We start from the raw sequence: 12,980 nt of genomic DNA on the forward strand, positions 1-12,980 counted from the left end.
CCGGTCCGGTGAGCCCGGCGGCCTTCGCGGCCTCCGTGGGCTCCGCGGGCTCCGTGGGCTCCGCAGGTTCGATGCGCTCGGCAGGCCCGGTGAGGCCGGGGGCCTCCGCGGGCTCGGTGAACCCGACGGGCCCGGCGGCCTCAGCAAGCCCGGCACCGGGGGACGCCAAGATCTCACTCTCCGTGACGACCGGCCGGTTGAGCTCAGTCGCGGGCGTCGGCCCTTCGGACGTTCCGCTCACCACTCGCTCCCGCAGTGCACTCGCTCGCTGTCGTGCAGGAAAAGTCTTTCCGCACCCGGAAAGTGTGCCGATCATAAAGGCCCGCGCCGGGGCCTTCCAGCCACTGTCCGGCCCCGGAGCCGGTTCCGCATCTCTGCTCGAGCGTTTCCGCACGGGCGTCGGGGCTTCTGCGGGACCTCCGACCAGTTGTGACGTTCCGTGTATGCGGGCCGCGCGGACCACGCACGCTCCCGCCCGTCGTCGCGCCGTTCTCACTCGACCGGTGCAGTTGAACAGGGCGCAGTACGACAAATCACCCCACTCTGGGTGCGGTGTCCCACGCGAACCGTCTCCCGGAGGTCCCCGTGCCGCGTCAGCTCACCCCGAGAGGACTCGGTCGTGAGGCACTGCGGCAGCGGTTCGGCCGTTCGGGTGTGCGGCCCCGGCTGCGGACCACGGCGGCGATGTGCACGACCATGTCGGCGCTCGCGGCGACGTCCCTGCTGAGCGTGCCGTCCGGTCCCGAGCCGTTCTCGGCGGAACCGTGCGTGCTGACCCGGACCGACGCCCACCACTCGGAGGGCCTGGACACCTGGAACGCGGCCTATCCGCGTCCGACGCGGCGACTGGACGCGGTGATGGTGTTCCTGTCGTTCCCCGACGCACACCCGCTGACCTCGCCGGACGACCTGGTCGCCGACCACTTCCCGATGACCGGCCGCTTCTTCGAGCAGGCCTCCTACGGCAAGTTCAGTCTGCGGGCGCACCCGGTGAAGCGGTGGATCCGCATGCCCCGCCCGTCGACGGCGTACGCCGTGCAGCGGGACTGGACGGTGGCGCACCGGGCGGCCTACCTGCGGGACGCGCTCGCCGCGTCCGATCCGCACGTGGACTACTCGCGCTACGACATCGTGTACTTCGTCGCCGACCCGGACGCGCCGGGGGTGGACTCCGACGCCACGAAGGTGGTCAACCTGGACCGGCCGATGCGGGCGGACGGCGCCGACATCCGGCGGGTCGTCACCGTGTTCGAGAACCATCCCCCGGACCGGCTGGTGCTGGCGCACGAGACGGGGCACGTCTTCGACCTGCCCGATCTGTACCACCGGCCGGTGGACGGCAAGGGCGACTGGGACACCCACGTCGGGGACTGGGACCTGATGGGCAGCCAGTTCGCGCTGGCGCCCGACCTGTTCGGCTGGCACAAGTGGAAGCTGGGGTGGCTGGAGCCGCGCCAGGTGCGGTGCGTGCAGGAGGGCGGTCCGGTGCGGCTGACGCTGGAGCCGCTGGGGGCGGGGCCGGGGACGCCGGTGACGGGTGCGGCGGGGGCGCCGTCGTTCGGTCTGGGGCGGGGCACCAAGCTGGCGGTGGTGCGTACGGGCGCGGACACGGTCCTGGCCTTCGAGGTGCGCGGCCCGGTCGGCAACGACCGCGCGGCCTGCCGGGCGGGGGTGCTGGTCTACCGGGTGAGCAGCGGCACCCGCTCGGGGCGCGGGCCCATCGAGGTGATCGACGCCCACCCGCACACCGAGGCGTGCGGGGAGAGCTCCGTCTATCCCCCGCTGGCGGACGCCCCGGTCGCCCTCGGCGAGAGCTTCACGGTTCCCGGCGAGTCCGTCCGCGTCGACGTGGAGGGCCGCACGGCCGCCGGCGCCTGGACGGTCACGATCACCGCCGGCGGACGCACGGCCCGGTCGTCCTGAGGGCCGCCGGGGCCTGCACGAAGAAGGCCCCCCGCTCGCGCGAGGGGCCTTCTTCGTGTCGTGCGCCGCCAGGGACTCGAACCCCGGACCCGCTGATTAAGAGTCAGCTGCTCTAACCAACTGAGCTAGCGGCGCCTGCTGACGTCGTAGACATTAGCACCACGATCGACGGGAGGAGAAATCGATATCCGCACGGCCGCCCGGGCCGCCCGCACCGCCGCCCAGAGCAGTACCTCCGGGCCCGGCAGCCAGGGGCTCCGGCTGTCGGGGGCGACCAGCCAGCGGGCCCGGGGCGCCTCGTCCGGGTCCGCCGGTCCGGCGAGCGCGGGGACGGTCACCGCGTCGCCGGCACCGTGACACAGCAGCGGCGGAACGCCGTCCGTGCGGCTGCCGTGCGCGCCCCACTCCTCCCACCTCAGCAGGGCGGGCAGCCGCTGGGCCGTGCCCACGGCGCCGAACAGCAGCGTCCGGCCCCGGTGCTCCGCCACGGGTCCCGAGCCCGGCCCCTCCTCCCACAGCCGGTCCAGCATCCGGCGCCCGAAGACGGCGGGCACGCTCACCACGTCGAAGACCACGCCGCAGGGCAGGACCAGGGGCGCGTCCGACCGCTCACCCCAGAGGGTGCGGGCGGAACCGGCCGCAGCGAGCCAGACGGCTCCTTCCGGGGTGACACCGCTGACATCGGAGACATTCGGCGTGCTGCTCATACAGATATTTCTACGCGCCGTGAGGGAGCGGCTTCCCAGAGTTGCCGGAATCCCTGACGGGGACCCGGCCGAGCGCGTACCCTGTCACCCGGCATATGCCACATCCGTTCGACCCCGCCCGTGCGACCGGAGAACCCGGAAACCGGGAGGGGGCCGTGGCTCACACGGGGTCGACGTGCCCCGGGCCCTCGCCGCCGCGCATCAGGTCGCGGCCGAACTCGACCATCTTCTTCGCGTAGTCCTCGGTCCACTCGGCGCGCTCGGCGATGTCCGCCGTGGACAGCCGGTCGAAGCGCCGGGGGTCGGCGAGCTGGGCCGCCGCCATCGCCTGGAACTCCGTCGCCCGGTCCGCGGCGGCACGGAACGCGAGCGTCAGCTCCGTGGCCCGCTCCAGCAGTGCGCGCGGATCCTCGACCGACTCCAGGTCGAAGAAGTGCTCGGGGTCCGAGGCCGCCTGCGCGGGCTCGAACAGCAGGGGCGCGGGGCGTAGCCGCGGCTGGTCCGGGCGCGGCATGTGCTCCGCCATGACTTCTCCTTCGTACGTCGCGATGGCCCCCGGGTGCCGGAGGGCCACCGTCCATTGTCCCGCGCCCCCGCAAGGGGGCGTCCGGCCCGGGGCGGCCGGACGGCCCCGCCCGTGCGGGCGGGCCGACCGGTGACTACCCAGCTCGCGGGGCGCACAAAGGCGGCGACGGGAACGCGCTCCGGGCGCGCGGGAGGACGTACGCCGGTGAAGGTGGCGTTCCTCACGTCCCTGCGGACGGATCACACCTGGACGACCGGCTCCCGGGTGAAGAGCGCGCCCAGTTCGGGCGCGTTCACGCGGCGGTCGGTGAGGCGCAGGCACTGCCAGGCGGCGACCTGGTTGGCGGTGAGGACCGGCTTGCCCAGCTCCTTCTCCAGGGCGGGGATGTGGGCGACGGTGTGCAGGGCGGTGTCCGGCAGGAGCACCGCCTCGGCGTCCGGGGAGTCGGCCGCGCGGGCCAGCGCGAACAGCTCCCGCTCGCCCCAGGCGCCCGCCTCGGCGGCCGTGACGCTCCCCGGGCCGCGCACCGCGGTGACCTGCGCTCCCCCGGCCCGCAGGAAGTCGGCGAACAGCCGGGCGAGGTCGTCGGGGTAGGTCGCGCCGACGGCGACCCGGCGGACCTCGATCTCGCGCAGCGCGTGCACGAAGCCGAAGGAGGTGGAGGATGCGGGCATGCCCGCGGCCAGCGCGAGACCGCGCACCTGCTCGTGGGCCCCCTCCCAGCCGTGCACGAAGCTGCCGCTGGTGCAGGCCCACACCACGGCCTCGGCTCCGGCGAGCCGCAGCTCCTCCAGGCCGGCCGCCAGCCGCTCGGGCGAGCCCGTCTCGCGCAGGGCGCCGGTGTCCATCCGGTGCGCGTCCTGGCCGGTGTCGGTGTGCACCAGCTCCACGCGGATGTCGCTGCCCAGCAACTGCTCGATGCGCGGATAGTCGTCCTCCGCGGCGTGGCCGGGGTAGAGGAATCCCAGTGCGGTCATGTCCAGCCTTCCTGCTGCTTCTCTTCCGGCACCTCCGGCGTCCCCGGCACCACGGGGCCGGAGGTCCGGCCCGGCACGGCAGTCCCGGAGCGCGCGGACGCGTCGATCAGCGCCTGATACGGTCCCACCGCCCGGGTACCCCGTCGGCGCGGTGCCGCCCACATGGTCACCGGGTTGTCCGGGATGACCGGTATGCGCGGCGCCGCCTCCCGCCGCGGGATCACGTCGTACGCCGACGGGCGGGCCCTGTCCGCCATCTCGCGGCAGGCGCCCTTCCGGATGTGCCGGGGCGGTCCCCTGTACACATGGACGGTGACGGTGGCGCCCGCCCGCGCCCCACAGCGCTCCAGCACCCAGATGACCCACACGGCACCCGGGGTGACCAGGGCGGCCCGACGCGCGCGTCCGGCTCCACCAGGGCTTCGAGCGGGGCGCCCGGGGTCCGGACCGGCCTCGTCGCGCGTGTCCTCGGCGTGGTGGACGCCGCCGGACAGCAGGGGAGATCTCCGGCCGGCTTCGCAGGCGATCGGGGCGCGGTCGCCGGACAGCCGGGCGATGCCGCTCGCCTCGCGCCCGGCCCGGGAGATCTCGGGGAATCGGCCGGCCGGGCCCTCCATGGTCCCGTGCCGGTCACGACCGCCCCACCGCCGAACGGGGCCGAAACTGGCCGGAATAACTCGCATCCGTTCGGGTAGCCGCGCCGCCATGGCTCCACCACTTCACCCATTGAGACGAATGCACGGGACCTCCGGGCCCTCGCGTCGGTCGCTGCTCGCGGGGGTCGCGGCGCTCGGCGCGCTGGGCGCCGCGGGGTGCTCCCGCGTGCCGACCGCCGCCACGGCGGACGGCGGCGACCTGCTCGACCGGCTCAGGGCGGCGGGCGTGGTCCGGCTGGGCATCGCCGGCGAGATCCCGTTCGGCTACATCGACAGGAACGGGGAGCTGACCGGCGAGGCGCCGGAGCTGGCCAAGGTCATCTTCAAACGGCTGGGGGTGGACCGGGTGCAGCCCGTGCCCACCGAGTTCGGCTCGCTCATACCCGGGCTGAACTCGCAGCAGTTCGACGTCGTGGCCGCGGGCATGTACGTCAACCCCGAGCGCTGCGAGCAGGTCATCTTCGCCGACCCCGACTACCAGATGCTCGACTCGTTCATCGTCCGCAAGGGCAACCCGCTGGGGCTGCGCGACTACCGGGACGTCGTCGAGAAGAAGGCGAAGTTCGCCACCGGCACCGGCTACGCGGAGATCGCGTACGCCGTGGAGGCCGGGTACGAGGAGAGCGACATCCTGATCGTCCCCGATCAGGTCGCCGGCCTGAACGCCGTCGAGGCCGGACGCGCCGACGTCTTCGCCGGTACCGCGATCACCACCCGCGAGGTGGTGAAGAAGTCCAGCAAGGCCGAGGTCACCGAGCCCTTCAAACCCATCGTCGACGGCAAGCCGCACGTCGACGGCGGCGCGTTCGCGTTCCGGCCCACCGAGACCAAGCTGCGCGACGCCTTCAACGTCGAGCTGGCGAAGCTCAAGAAGAGCGGCGAACTGCTGCGCATCCTCAGGCCGTTCGGGTTCACCGAGGACGAGATGACCGATCTGACCGCGAAGGAGTTGTGCGGCGGATGACCTCCGGACTCTGGGAACGCGTACTCGACGGCGTCTGGGTCACGATCCAGCTGCTGGTGCTCAGCGCGCTGCTCGCCACCGCGGTGTCGTTCGTGGTCGGCGTCGCCCGCACCCACCGGCTGTGGATCGTCCGCTTCCTCGCGGGCTTCTACACCGAGGTGTTCCGCGGCACCTCCGCGCTGGTGATGATCTTCTGGGTGTTCTTCGTGCTGCCCCCGGCCTTCGGCTGGCAGCTCGTGCCGCTGTGGGCGGGCACCCTGGCGCTCGGTCTGACCTACGGGGCGTACGGGGCGGAGGTGGTGCGCGGCGCCCTCGCCGCGGTGGACCCGGCCCAGCGTGAGGGCGGCATCGCCCTCAGCTTCACGCCCTGGCAGCGGATGCGGCTGATCCTGCTGCCGCAGGCCGTGCCGGAGATGATCCCGCCGTTCTCCAACCTGCTGATCGAGCTGCTCAAGGGCACCGCCCTGGTGTCGGTCATGGGTATGGGCGACCTGGCGTTCAGCGCCAACCTGGTGCGTCTGGCGCTGCAGGAGAGCGCGGAGATCTACACGTACGTCCTGCTCATCTACTTCGTGATCGCCTTCCTGCTCACCCGGTCGATGCGCGGCCTGGAGAAGAAGCTGAAGGCGGGCGTCGGCAAGGCGCCGGAGAAGAAGGCCGCCGCCGTGCGCGTGCCCGAGGGAAGTGGTGTCTCGTGACGTGGGACTGGGGCGCGGTCGCCGATTTCATGCCGTACTTCTGGGACGGCCTGTGGGTCACCCTGCAGATCCTGGTGTTCGGTTCGCTGATCTCCTTCGTGCTGGGCCTGGTGTGGGCGCTGCTGATGCGGGCGCCGACGCGCTGGGTGACCTGGCCGGTGGGGGCGGTGACGGAGTTCGTCCGCAACACCCCGCTGCTGGTGCAGCTGTTCTTCCTCTTCTACGTGCTGCCCGAGTGGGAGATCACCTTCTCGGCGCTGACCACCGGCGTCTTCGCCATCGGGCTGCACTACTCGACGTACACGATGCAGGTCTACCGCGCCGGTATCGAGGCCGTGCCGGTGGGCCAGTGGGAGGCGGCGACGGCGCTGAACCTGCCCGTGCGCCGGACGTGGACCGTGGTGATCCTGCCGCAGGCCGTGCGCCGGGTGGTGCCCGCGCTCGGCAACTACGTCATCTCGATGCTGAAGGACACCCCGCTGCTGATGGCCATCACCGTGCTGGAGATGCTCGGCCAGGCGCGGCTGTTCGCCCAGCAGAACTTCCAGTTCACCGAGCCCCTGACGGTGATCGGCGTCGCCTTCATCGTCATCTCCTACCTGGCCTCCCTTGCCCTGCGAGCCCTGGAGCGACGCCTTGTCCACTGACACCCACGCCCCGTTCGAGAAGACGCCCGGGACCCCGCGTTCCACCGGTGAGCTGATCCGGCTGGAGCGGGTCACCAAGCGGTTCGGCGACCACACGGTCCTGGACCACCTGGACTTCTCCGTCGACGCCGGCAAGCACGTGACGCTGATCGGCCCGTCCGGGTCCGGCAAGACCACGATCCTGCGGCTGCTGATGACCCTGCTGAAGCCCGACGAGGGCACGATCACCGTCGACGGGCAGCAGCTCTTCCCGGCCCCGGAGAAGCAGGTCCGCGAGGTCCGCAAGAAGATCGGCATGGTCTTCCAGCAGTTCAACCTGTTCCCGAACATGACCGTGCTGCGGAACATCACCGAGGCCCCGGTCACCGTGCTCGGCATGTCCAAGGACGCGGCCGAGGAGCGGGCGCGGGAGCTGCTGGAGATGGTCGGGCTGACCGACCACCTCGGAAAGCGCCCCGGACAGCTCTCCGGCGGCCAGCAGCAGCGGGTGGCGATCGCCCGGGCGCTGGCGATGCGCCCGCAGGTGCTGCTGCTGGACGAGGTCACCTCGGCCCTGGACCCGGAGCTGGTGGCCGGCGTGCTGGACGTGCTGCGGGACATCGCCCGCTCCACCGACATCACGATGCTCTGCGTGACCCACGAGATGAACTTCGCGCGGGACATCTCGGACCAGGTGCTGATGTTCGATTCGGGCCGGGTCATCGAGGCGGGCTCGCCGGAGAAGATCTTCAACGAGCCGGAGCACGACCGGACGCGGGAATTCCTCAGCGCGGTCCTGTAGTCACCGGAGCGCGCCCGGCGCATTGCCCGAGGTCCACGGCCTGGATCATCCCCCTGGCATATGCCAGAGGGTCGGACTCGCAGTTCAGAGGGCCGCAATCTTGTCAACCCCCGCTTTTCGTAAGTCTTTTGACGGCTATCGTGGAGGGGATTCGTCGACCGGATTGCGGCCCCAGGCCCTTGGACACCGTCCCGCCCGCCCGGCGGCCGGGACGGTTCCGACGGGTCTACGGAGCGAGCGCAGGGGGAAACCGTGGCGCTGAGGCACGAGCCGACCGCGTCGTACCACTCGGTCCAGGACGCGCTGCGCGTCCTGGAGGCGGTGGCGCGGCGCGGCACAGGAATCAACGAGACCGAACTCGCCCGCGAGGCCGGCATCGCCGCGGAGCGGCTGACCACCCTCCTGCGCATGCTGCGCCGCGAGGCCTACGTCGAGCAGATCGCCGACGGCGGGTACGTCACCGGGGCGGCCTTCGCCCGGCTGGACTCCGCCGACGGACACCAGGAGGCCCTGCGCGGCACCCTCCAGCGCACCCTGGACCGGCTGCGCGACTCCGTGGGCGCCGCCGTCTACCTCAGCCGGTACGTCGACGGTGAGGTCACGGTCACCCAGTACGCCGACTCCCCGGCCACCCCGAAGGTGAACGAATGGGTGGACTTCCGCCACTCCGCGCACGCCACGGCGGTCGGCAAGAGCCTGCTCACCCAGCTCGACCACGAGGGCCGGCGCGACCACCTGGCCCGGCACCGCCCGGCCCGGCTCACCTCGCGCACCATCACCAGCGACCGCCTGCTGCTGTCGAAGCTCGCCTCGCAGCCGCCGACGGTGCCGGTCCTGGACCTCCAGGAGTACGCGGTCGGCACGGTCTGCGCGGCCGTCCCGCTCACCGCCGGGTCCACGGCCGGGTGCCTGGCGCTGTCCCTGCCGCTGGAGCACGCCCACCGGCTGCGCCGGGCCGCCGACCACCTCAACCGCAACGCCGCGCCCGTCCTGCTGTCGCTGGCGATCTAGGGACGGCCGCCCGGACCGGGATCCCGGTCGAGGCGGTCGAGGTGGTCGGGAGCACCTCCCCGGACCGGGTATGATTTTCTCCGTCGCCGACCGCGGAAGCGGACGACGGGAGTCATGCGCCGCTAGCTCAGTTGGTTAGAGCAGCTGACTCTTAATCAGCGGGTCCGGGGTTCGAGTCCCTGGCGGCGCACCGAGAAGGGCCTCTCGTGGGAGCGAGAGGCCCTTTGACGTGCCCGGGACCGGCCCGGCCGGAGCCCGGACCGGTCCGCGAGGCGCTAGAAGGTCACGTCCGAGCAGGCGTAGAACGCGTTGCCCGTGTCGTGGACCGTCCACACCGCGAGGATCACGTGGTGACCGCTGAGCCCGGTGGGCAGCCGGCCGCTGTGCGACAGGGTCTGCGGCGGACGCTGGCCGTTGTAGGGGACGGTCAGGAACGGGGTGAGGTTGAGGTCGGACCGGGACAGGTTGTGGTTCTGGTTCCAGCCCGGCTTGGTGATGTAGTACTTGAAGTCGGTCGTGGCGTGCATGGCCGTGAACTGCCACCGGAAGGTGTAGTTCTGGCCGCCGGTGACCCGGGTGGTCGGCCAGGCGCCGCCCGACGGGGTGCGCGGGGCGTCGAGCGCGGCGAAGGGCGCGTTGCCGGCCGAACAAAGCTTGCCGTCGGCGGGGCCGCCCGCCGGGAAGCCCTTCGGGCCCTCGACGCTCTGCGGCTCCCACTGGATGGCGCCGCAGTGGGAGACCGAGCCGTTCTGGCAGAGCTTCTGCCTGCTGACCGGCAGGTCGGTGTAGCCGTGGCCGCTGGCCCCGCCGGAGGAGAGCACGAGCGCTCCGGTCGTGGCCAGTCCCACCGCGGCCGCGTACCACTTGGTCCGTTTACGCATGCTGCCGCTCCTGGAATGTGGGGGAGTGTTCAGGGTGCAGGTCTAGACCAAGGCTCAGAGTAGGGGCGTTGGTTGAGCATGTCCATACCAATCACAAGGCTTGTTCCCCCCGCCTCCCCCGGCCTTTCCCGGCCGCCCCCGTCCCTCTCGGCCTTTCCCCGGCCTTTCCCCGCCCTTCACGGCCCCGCCTCGCCCCGCCCCGCGCAGAACGCCACCGTCAGGTCCCTCACCAGCACCTTGCGCTCGCAGTCGTCCAGGTCCACCAGACCGCGCATGGTCAGCCGGGCCACGGTGTCCTCCACCGAGTCCACGACCGAGCCGATCACGCTCGCCCGGTGCCGTGCGTCCAGCGCCGCGATCCGGCGCCGGTGCATCGCGGCGGCCACCTCCGGCGCGTACTCCACCCGCAGCGGCCGCACCGCCAGGACCTCCACCCCCACCGGCCCGGCGTCCGCCGCGACCAGCCGGGTCAGCGCGTCCTGCGTCGTCTGCACCGCGCCCCGCCCGGCGCCCGGCGCGGCCACCGGCACCCGCAGCAACGCCGCCTCCACGCACGCCCGCAGGTACCCCTCGTGGTCCTGCACGCCCAGCGTCGCCCGCGCGGTGTCCCGCACCCGCCACACCACCTGCACGGCCACCCGCAGCGCGACCCCGCCGCGGTCGGCCGCCGACAGCGGCTCGCCGCGCCAGTGCCGCAGCCGCACGTCGACCCGGCGGCGCAGCAACAGCGGGTTCACCCACAGCAGTCCGGTGTCCCGCACGGTCCCCCGGTAGCGGCCGAACAGCCCGAGCACCCAGGCCCGCCCGGTCCGTCCGCGGGCCAGCCCGCCGAAGCCGAACAGCCCGAGCGCCCCGGCCCCGGCGAACGCCGCCCACTGCGCGGGACCGGGGCCGCCGGCCCGGACGGTGAGGCCGAGCGCCTCCGCGGCGAGCGGCGGCAGCACCCCCGCCCACCACGCCGTGGCCACGCAGCCCGCCGTGCCGCACATCCCCGCGATCACGCCCGCGATGCCCGGCAGCACCCGGGCGGGCCGCTCCACGATCTCCGGGTCGACGCCGGGCGCGGCGGCGCGGGCCCGCACCCTGAGATCCCGGGTGTCCCGGTCGTCCCGGCCGGCGCCGGGGCGGCCGGCGCCGGCCGCGGGCCGCGGCTCGGTCTCCGCCGGGGGCGGCGCGGGCGCGGGCTCGTCGCGGAACAGCAGGTGGACGGGGACCTCGGTGGTGGACTCGGTGTGGATCAGCCGGGCCGGACGGCCGGCCACGGCGTCCGCCGGTCCTTCGGACTCGGGAACGTGCTCGGGGACGCGTTCGGGGACGTGCTCGGGGACGTGTTCGGGGATGTGGGATGTCGTGGTGGTCATGCGTGCCTCCAGCCTCCGCGCCAGACGCGTCACGTCGAGGGACTCGGGCGGGGCGGCTGCCCGGCGCCCCGGTCGGTTCAGGCGGGGAGCCGCTGCCGGGTCTCCGGGCCCGGGACGCCGTCGGCCGCCCCGCCGCGCAGGCCCTGCGCCCGCCGGCAGCCGGCCGTGGCGCGGCGGTCCTCCTCGCTCCGGCGCGGACCCGGCCCCTGGCGGTGGTGCCCAAACCCCTCGGCCGCCGGCTCCCGGCCCAGCCGGGTGACATGTGCGTTCTCCGCTCCCGGGCGGGACGGCGCCCGGCCCGGGCAACCCGGCGCCCCGTGCGAGGCGGGTACGGCGAGAGGGCCGGCCGGGGCAGAAGCGGAACCTCCGTTTGACGGGTGCGGCGCCCCTCCGGACCGCCCGGCCGACACGTCCGGAGCACCACCTGCGGCGACGCCCCGCCGCGCCGGCGCCACGGGGACCGCCCCGTCCCCGGCGCCCGCCGCGAGCGGACCGTCCGGCACGGCGGGCACGGCGGGCACGGCGGGCACGAGCTCGCCGCCGGGCTCCACGGTGTCCGCGCCCTCGGGGCCGGGTCGGGAATGCGCCGCCGGCGGCTCGGCCGAAAGCGCGGGCCGGGCGGCCGCGGCGGCCTCCGGGGCCGCCCCCGCCGCCCCGTCGGTCACCCCCTTGTAGCGGTACGGCACATAGCGCGCCGAGTTGTTCCAGTAGGCGTACGGCGTGGTCATCCGGCGGGTGTGCGGCGGGGTCTGCTCGTAGGCGACGTACTGGGTGCGGGCGGAGTCCGCCCACCCGCCGAAAATGACGACGTGCGAACCGTTGTACGGATCGGCCGCATGGTGGAACAGGAGGATGTCGCCCGGCTGGAGTTCCGCCTTGGTGATTTCGTCGGCGTATTGCGCGAGGCTGCCCGTCCATTCGTTGCCGGGCAGTTTCCAGGCCATCGACACATAGCCCGAACAGTCCTGCCGGTATCCGTCGGACCAGTAGGAGGACACGCTGTAGGGGACCTTCTGGCTGACCCAGGCGGCGGCCCGCTCGATGATGTCCGCCCGGCTGACGGCGGGGACCGCCACCGGGCCGCCGGACGGCGCCGCGGGACCCGTGCGGCCGTCGGACCCGAACAGCGGACCCGGCTCCCCCTGCCCGCCGCCGCTGCCCTGATCTGCGGGAACGCCCTGACCCGTGGAGACCCGGGCGTCATGGGCGGCGACCGCGGGGGCCGGGTGGGCGCCGAACACGGCGGACGTGACCGCGGCCACCACGAGGGCGGCGCGGCGCGCCGGCGAGCGCCGCCCGGCGCGGGGCAGCGGCCGCTCCTGTTCTTCCCGCCCGCACCCGGGGGACGCGCGGTCTCCGGCCGGACCGCATTCCTCGCACACCGAAGACCCCATGCGATCGACCTCACATTCCCGGAACGTTTCTCCGCATCCGCGCACGACGGTCAGTGTTCCAACGGTCCTCCGGGCGCGCATTCTGACGGTCCGAATGATGTAAAGGACCCGTCCCCCGGATGCGCCGGGGCGGACCGCCGGGCCGGAGCCGTCACGAGCACGCCCCGGAGTCCTGTAGAGTTCTGCCGTCAGCAGGCGCCGCTAGCTCAGTTGGTTAGAGCAGCTGACTCTTAATCAGCGGGTCCGGGGTTCGAGTCCCTGGCGGCGCACCGACACGACGGGTCCCTCGTTCCGCGAGGGGCCCGTCGCTTTGTGGCCGGAAATCCTCTCGCCGCCGTTGAGCGCCACGCCCTCGCGCCCCGTACGGAACTGTGACCTCGCGGGCCGCCCTCAGGCGTCCCCCGGGTCACCTATGCCCGGTCTGCACCGTGTTTCGCACCTTGCGATCATGAGG

Annotated in this window: 13 protein-coding genes and 3 tRNA genes; 8 read left to right on the forward strand and 8 right to left on the reverse strand. The window is 73.1% G+C overall.

From position 1 onward, the window contains the following. Positions 1 to 684: 684 nt before the first annotated feature. Complete coding sequence (locus ACWH4W_RS01820) at positions 685 to 1,923, forward strand: M6 family metalloprotease domain-containing protein (protein WP_473077388.1); 1,239 nt, start codon at positions 685 to 687, stop codon at positions 1,921 to 1,923. Between the two features lie 61 nt (positions 1,924 to 1,984). Here the strand turns inward: ACWH4W_RS01820 and ACWH4W_RS01825 are convergent. The 5 genes from ACWH4W_RS01825 to ACWH4W_RS01845 form a co-directional block, all read right to left on the reverse strand. Next, positions 1,985 to 2,058 (reverse strand) — tRNA-Lys (locus ACWH4W_RS01825). Then, a complete protein-coding gene (locus ACWH4W_RS01830; RefSeq protein WP_473074107.1) occupies positions 2,049 to 2,630 on the reverse strand; it encodes a hypothetical protein in 582 nt (193 codons plus the stop codon). The genes ACWH4W_RS01825 and ACWH4W_RS01830 overlap by 10 nt, the downstream gene beginning before the upstream one ends. 160 nt (positions 2,631 to 2,790) lie before the next feature. Further along, positions 2,791 to 3,156, reverse strand: a complete 366-nt coding sequence (locus ACWH4W_RS01835; protein ID WP_473074108.1) for a hypothetical protein — start codon at positions 3,154 to 3,156, stop codon at positions 2,791 to 2,793. Positions 3,157 to 3,395: 239 nt separating this feature from the next. Beyond that, on the reverse strand, positions 3,396 to 4,133 hold the full coding sequence (locus ACWH4W_RS01840) for a maleate cis-trans isomerase family protein (RefSeq protein WP_473074109.1): 738 nt from the start codon (positions 4,131 to 4,133) through the stop codon (positions 3,396 to 3,398). Beyond that, entirely contained in the window at positions 4,130 to 4,750 is a 621-nt protein-coding gene (locus ACWH4W_RS01845; RefSeq protein ID WP_473074110.1) for a hypothetical protein, read from the reverse strand. The genes ACWH4W_RS01840 and ACWH4W_RS01845 overlap by 4 nt, the downstream gene beginning before the upstream one ends. 88 nt (positions 4,751 to 4,838) lie before the next feature. Here ACWH4W_RS01845 and ehuB point away from each other — a divergent pair, with 88 nt between their 5' ends. The 6 genes from ehuB to ACWH4W_RS01875 all read left to right on the forward strand — a co-directional run bounded on the left by ehuB (position 4,839) and on the right by ACWH4W_RS01875 (position 9,080). Continuing rightward, positions 4,839 to 5,753: an ectoine/hydroxyectoine ABC transporter substrate-binding protein EhuB gene (gene ehuB / locus ACWH4W_RS01850; protein WP_473074111.1), complete on the forward strand. Its 915-nt coding sequence runs from the start codon at positions 4,839 to 4,841 to the stop codon at positions 5,751 to 5,753. Beyond that, entirely contained in the window at positions 5,750 to 6,451 is a 702-nt protein-coding gene (ehuC, locus tag ACWH4W_RS01855; RefSeq protein WP_473074112.1) for an ectoine/hydroxyectoine ABC transporter permease subunit EhuC, read from the forward strand. The genes ehuB and ehuC overlap by 4 nt, the downstream gene beginning before the upstream one ends. Continuing rightward, positions 6,448 to 7,098 (forward strand): ectoine/hydroxyectoine ABC transporter permease subunit EhuD, encoded by a 651-nt coding sequence (ehuD, locus tag ACWH4W_RS01860; RefSeq protein WP_473074113.1) that lies wholly within the window; start codon positions 6,448 to 6,450, stop codon positions 7,096 to 7,098. Before ehuC ends, ehuD begins: the two co-directional genes overlap by 4 nt. Further along, positions 7,088 to 7,879 (forward strand): ectoine/hydroxyectoine ABC transporter ATP-binding protein EhuA, encoded by a 792-nt coding sequence (ehuA, locus tag ACWH4W_RS01865; RefSeq protein WP_473074114.1) that lies wholly within the window; start codon positions 7,088 to 7,090, stop codon positions 7,877 to 7,879. Before ehuD ends, ehuA begins: the two co-directional genes overlap by 11 nt. A 252-nt stretch (positions 7,880 to 8,131) precedes the next feature. Then, positions 8,132 to 8,890, forward strand: a complete 759-nt coding sequence (locus ACWH4W_RS01870; RefSeq protein ID WP_473074115.1) for an IclR family transcriptional regulator — start codon at positions 8,132 to 8,134, stop codon at positions 8,888 to 8,890. A gap of 116 nt (positions 8,891 to 9,006) precedes the next feature. Next, a tRNA-Lys gene (locus tag ACWH4W_RS01875) sits at positions 9,007 to 9,080 on the forward strand. 85 nt (positions 9,081 to 9,165) lie between these two features. Here the strand turns inward: ACWH4W_RS01875 and ACWH4W_RS01880 are convergent. From ACWH4W_RS01880 to ACWH4W_RS01890, 3 genes are all read right to left on the reverse strand, one after another. Further along, entirely contained in the window at positions 9,166 to 9,771 is a 606-nt protein-coding gene (locus ACWH4W_RS01880) for a lytic polysaccharide monooxygenase auxiliary activity family 9 protein (protein ID WP_473074116.1), read from the reverse strand. 176 nt (positions 9,772 to 9,947) lie between these two features. Then, a complete protein-coding gene (locus ACWH4W_RS01885) occupies positions 9,948 to 11,132 on the reverse strand; it encodes an SPFH domain-containing protein (protein WP_473074117.1) in 1,185 nt (394 codons plus the stop codon). Between the two features lie 77 nt (positions 11,133 to 11,209). Beyond that, a complete protein-coding gene (locus tag ACWH4W_RS01890) occupies positions 11,210 to 12,526 on the reverse strand; it encodes a peptidoglycan-binding protein (protein WP_473074118.1) in 1,317 nt (438 codons plus the stop codon). Between the two features lie 195 nt (positions 12,527 to 12,721). Between ACWH4W_RS01890 and ACWH4W_RS01895 the strand changes: the two genes are divergently transcribed. Continuing rightward, positions 12,722 to 12,795 (forward strand) — tRNA-Lys (locus ACWH4W_RS01895). Positions 12,796 to 12,980 lie beyond the last annotated feature (185 nt).

The sequence above is a fragment of the Streptomyces sp. DSM 120436 genome, from assembly GCF_055778765.1.

Excerpts from the sequence above, each read along its gene's own strand:
- ACWH4W_RS01840 (WP_473074109.1), bottom strand. The coding sequence starts at position 4,133 with ATGACCGCACTGGGATTCCTCTACCCCGGCCACGCCGCGGAGGACGAC.
- ACWH4W_RS01885 (WP_473074117.1), bottom strand. The coding sequence starts at position 11,132 with ATGACCACCACGACATCCCACATCCCCGAACACGTCCCCGAGCACGTC.
- ACWH4W_RS01890 (WP_473074118.1), bottom strand. The coding sequence starts at position 12,526 with ATGGGGTCTTCGGTGTGCGAGGAATGCGGTCCGGCCGGAGACCGCGCG.
- ACWH4W_RS01845 (WP_473074110.1), bottom strand. The coding sequence starts at position 4,750 with ATGGAGGGCCCGGCCGGCCGATTCCCCGAGATCTCCCGGGCCGGGCGC.
- ACWH4W_RS01820 (WP_473077388.1), top strand. The coding sequence starts at position 685 with ATGTGCACGACCATGTCGGCGCTCGCGGCGACGTCCCTGCTGAGCGTG.
- ehuB (WP_473074111.1), top strand. The coding sequence starts at position 4,839 with ATGGCTCCACCACTTCACCCATTGAGACGAATGCACGGGACCTCCGGG.
- ACWH4W_RS01880 (WP_473074116.1), bottom strand. The coding sequence starts at position 9,771 with ATGCGTAAACGGACCAAGTGGTACGCGGCCGCGGTGGGACTGGCCACG.
- ehuC (WP_473074112.1), top strand. The coding sequence starts at position 5,750 with ATGACCTCCGGACTCTGGGAACGCGTACTCGACGGCGTCTGGGTCACG.
- ACWH4W_RS01835 (WP_473074108.1), bottom strand. The coding sequence starts at position 3,156 with ATGGCGGAGCACATGCCGCGCCCGGACCAGCCGCGGCTACGCCCCGCG.
- ACWH4W_RS01830 (WP_473074107.1), bottom strand. The coding sequence starts at position 2,630 with ATGAGCAGCACGCCGAATGTCTCCGATGTCAGCGGTGTCACCCCGGAA.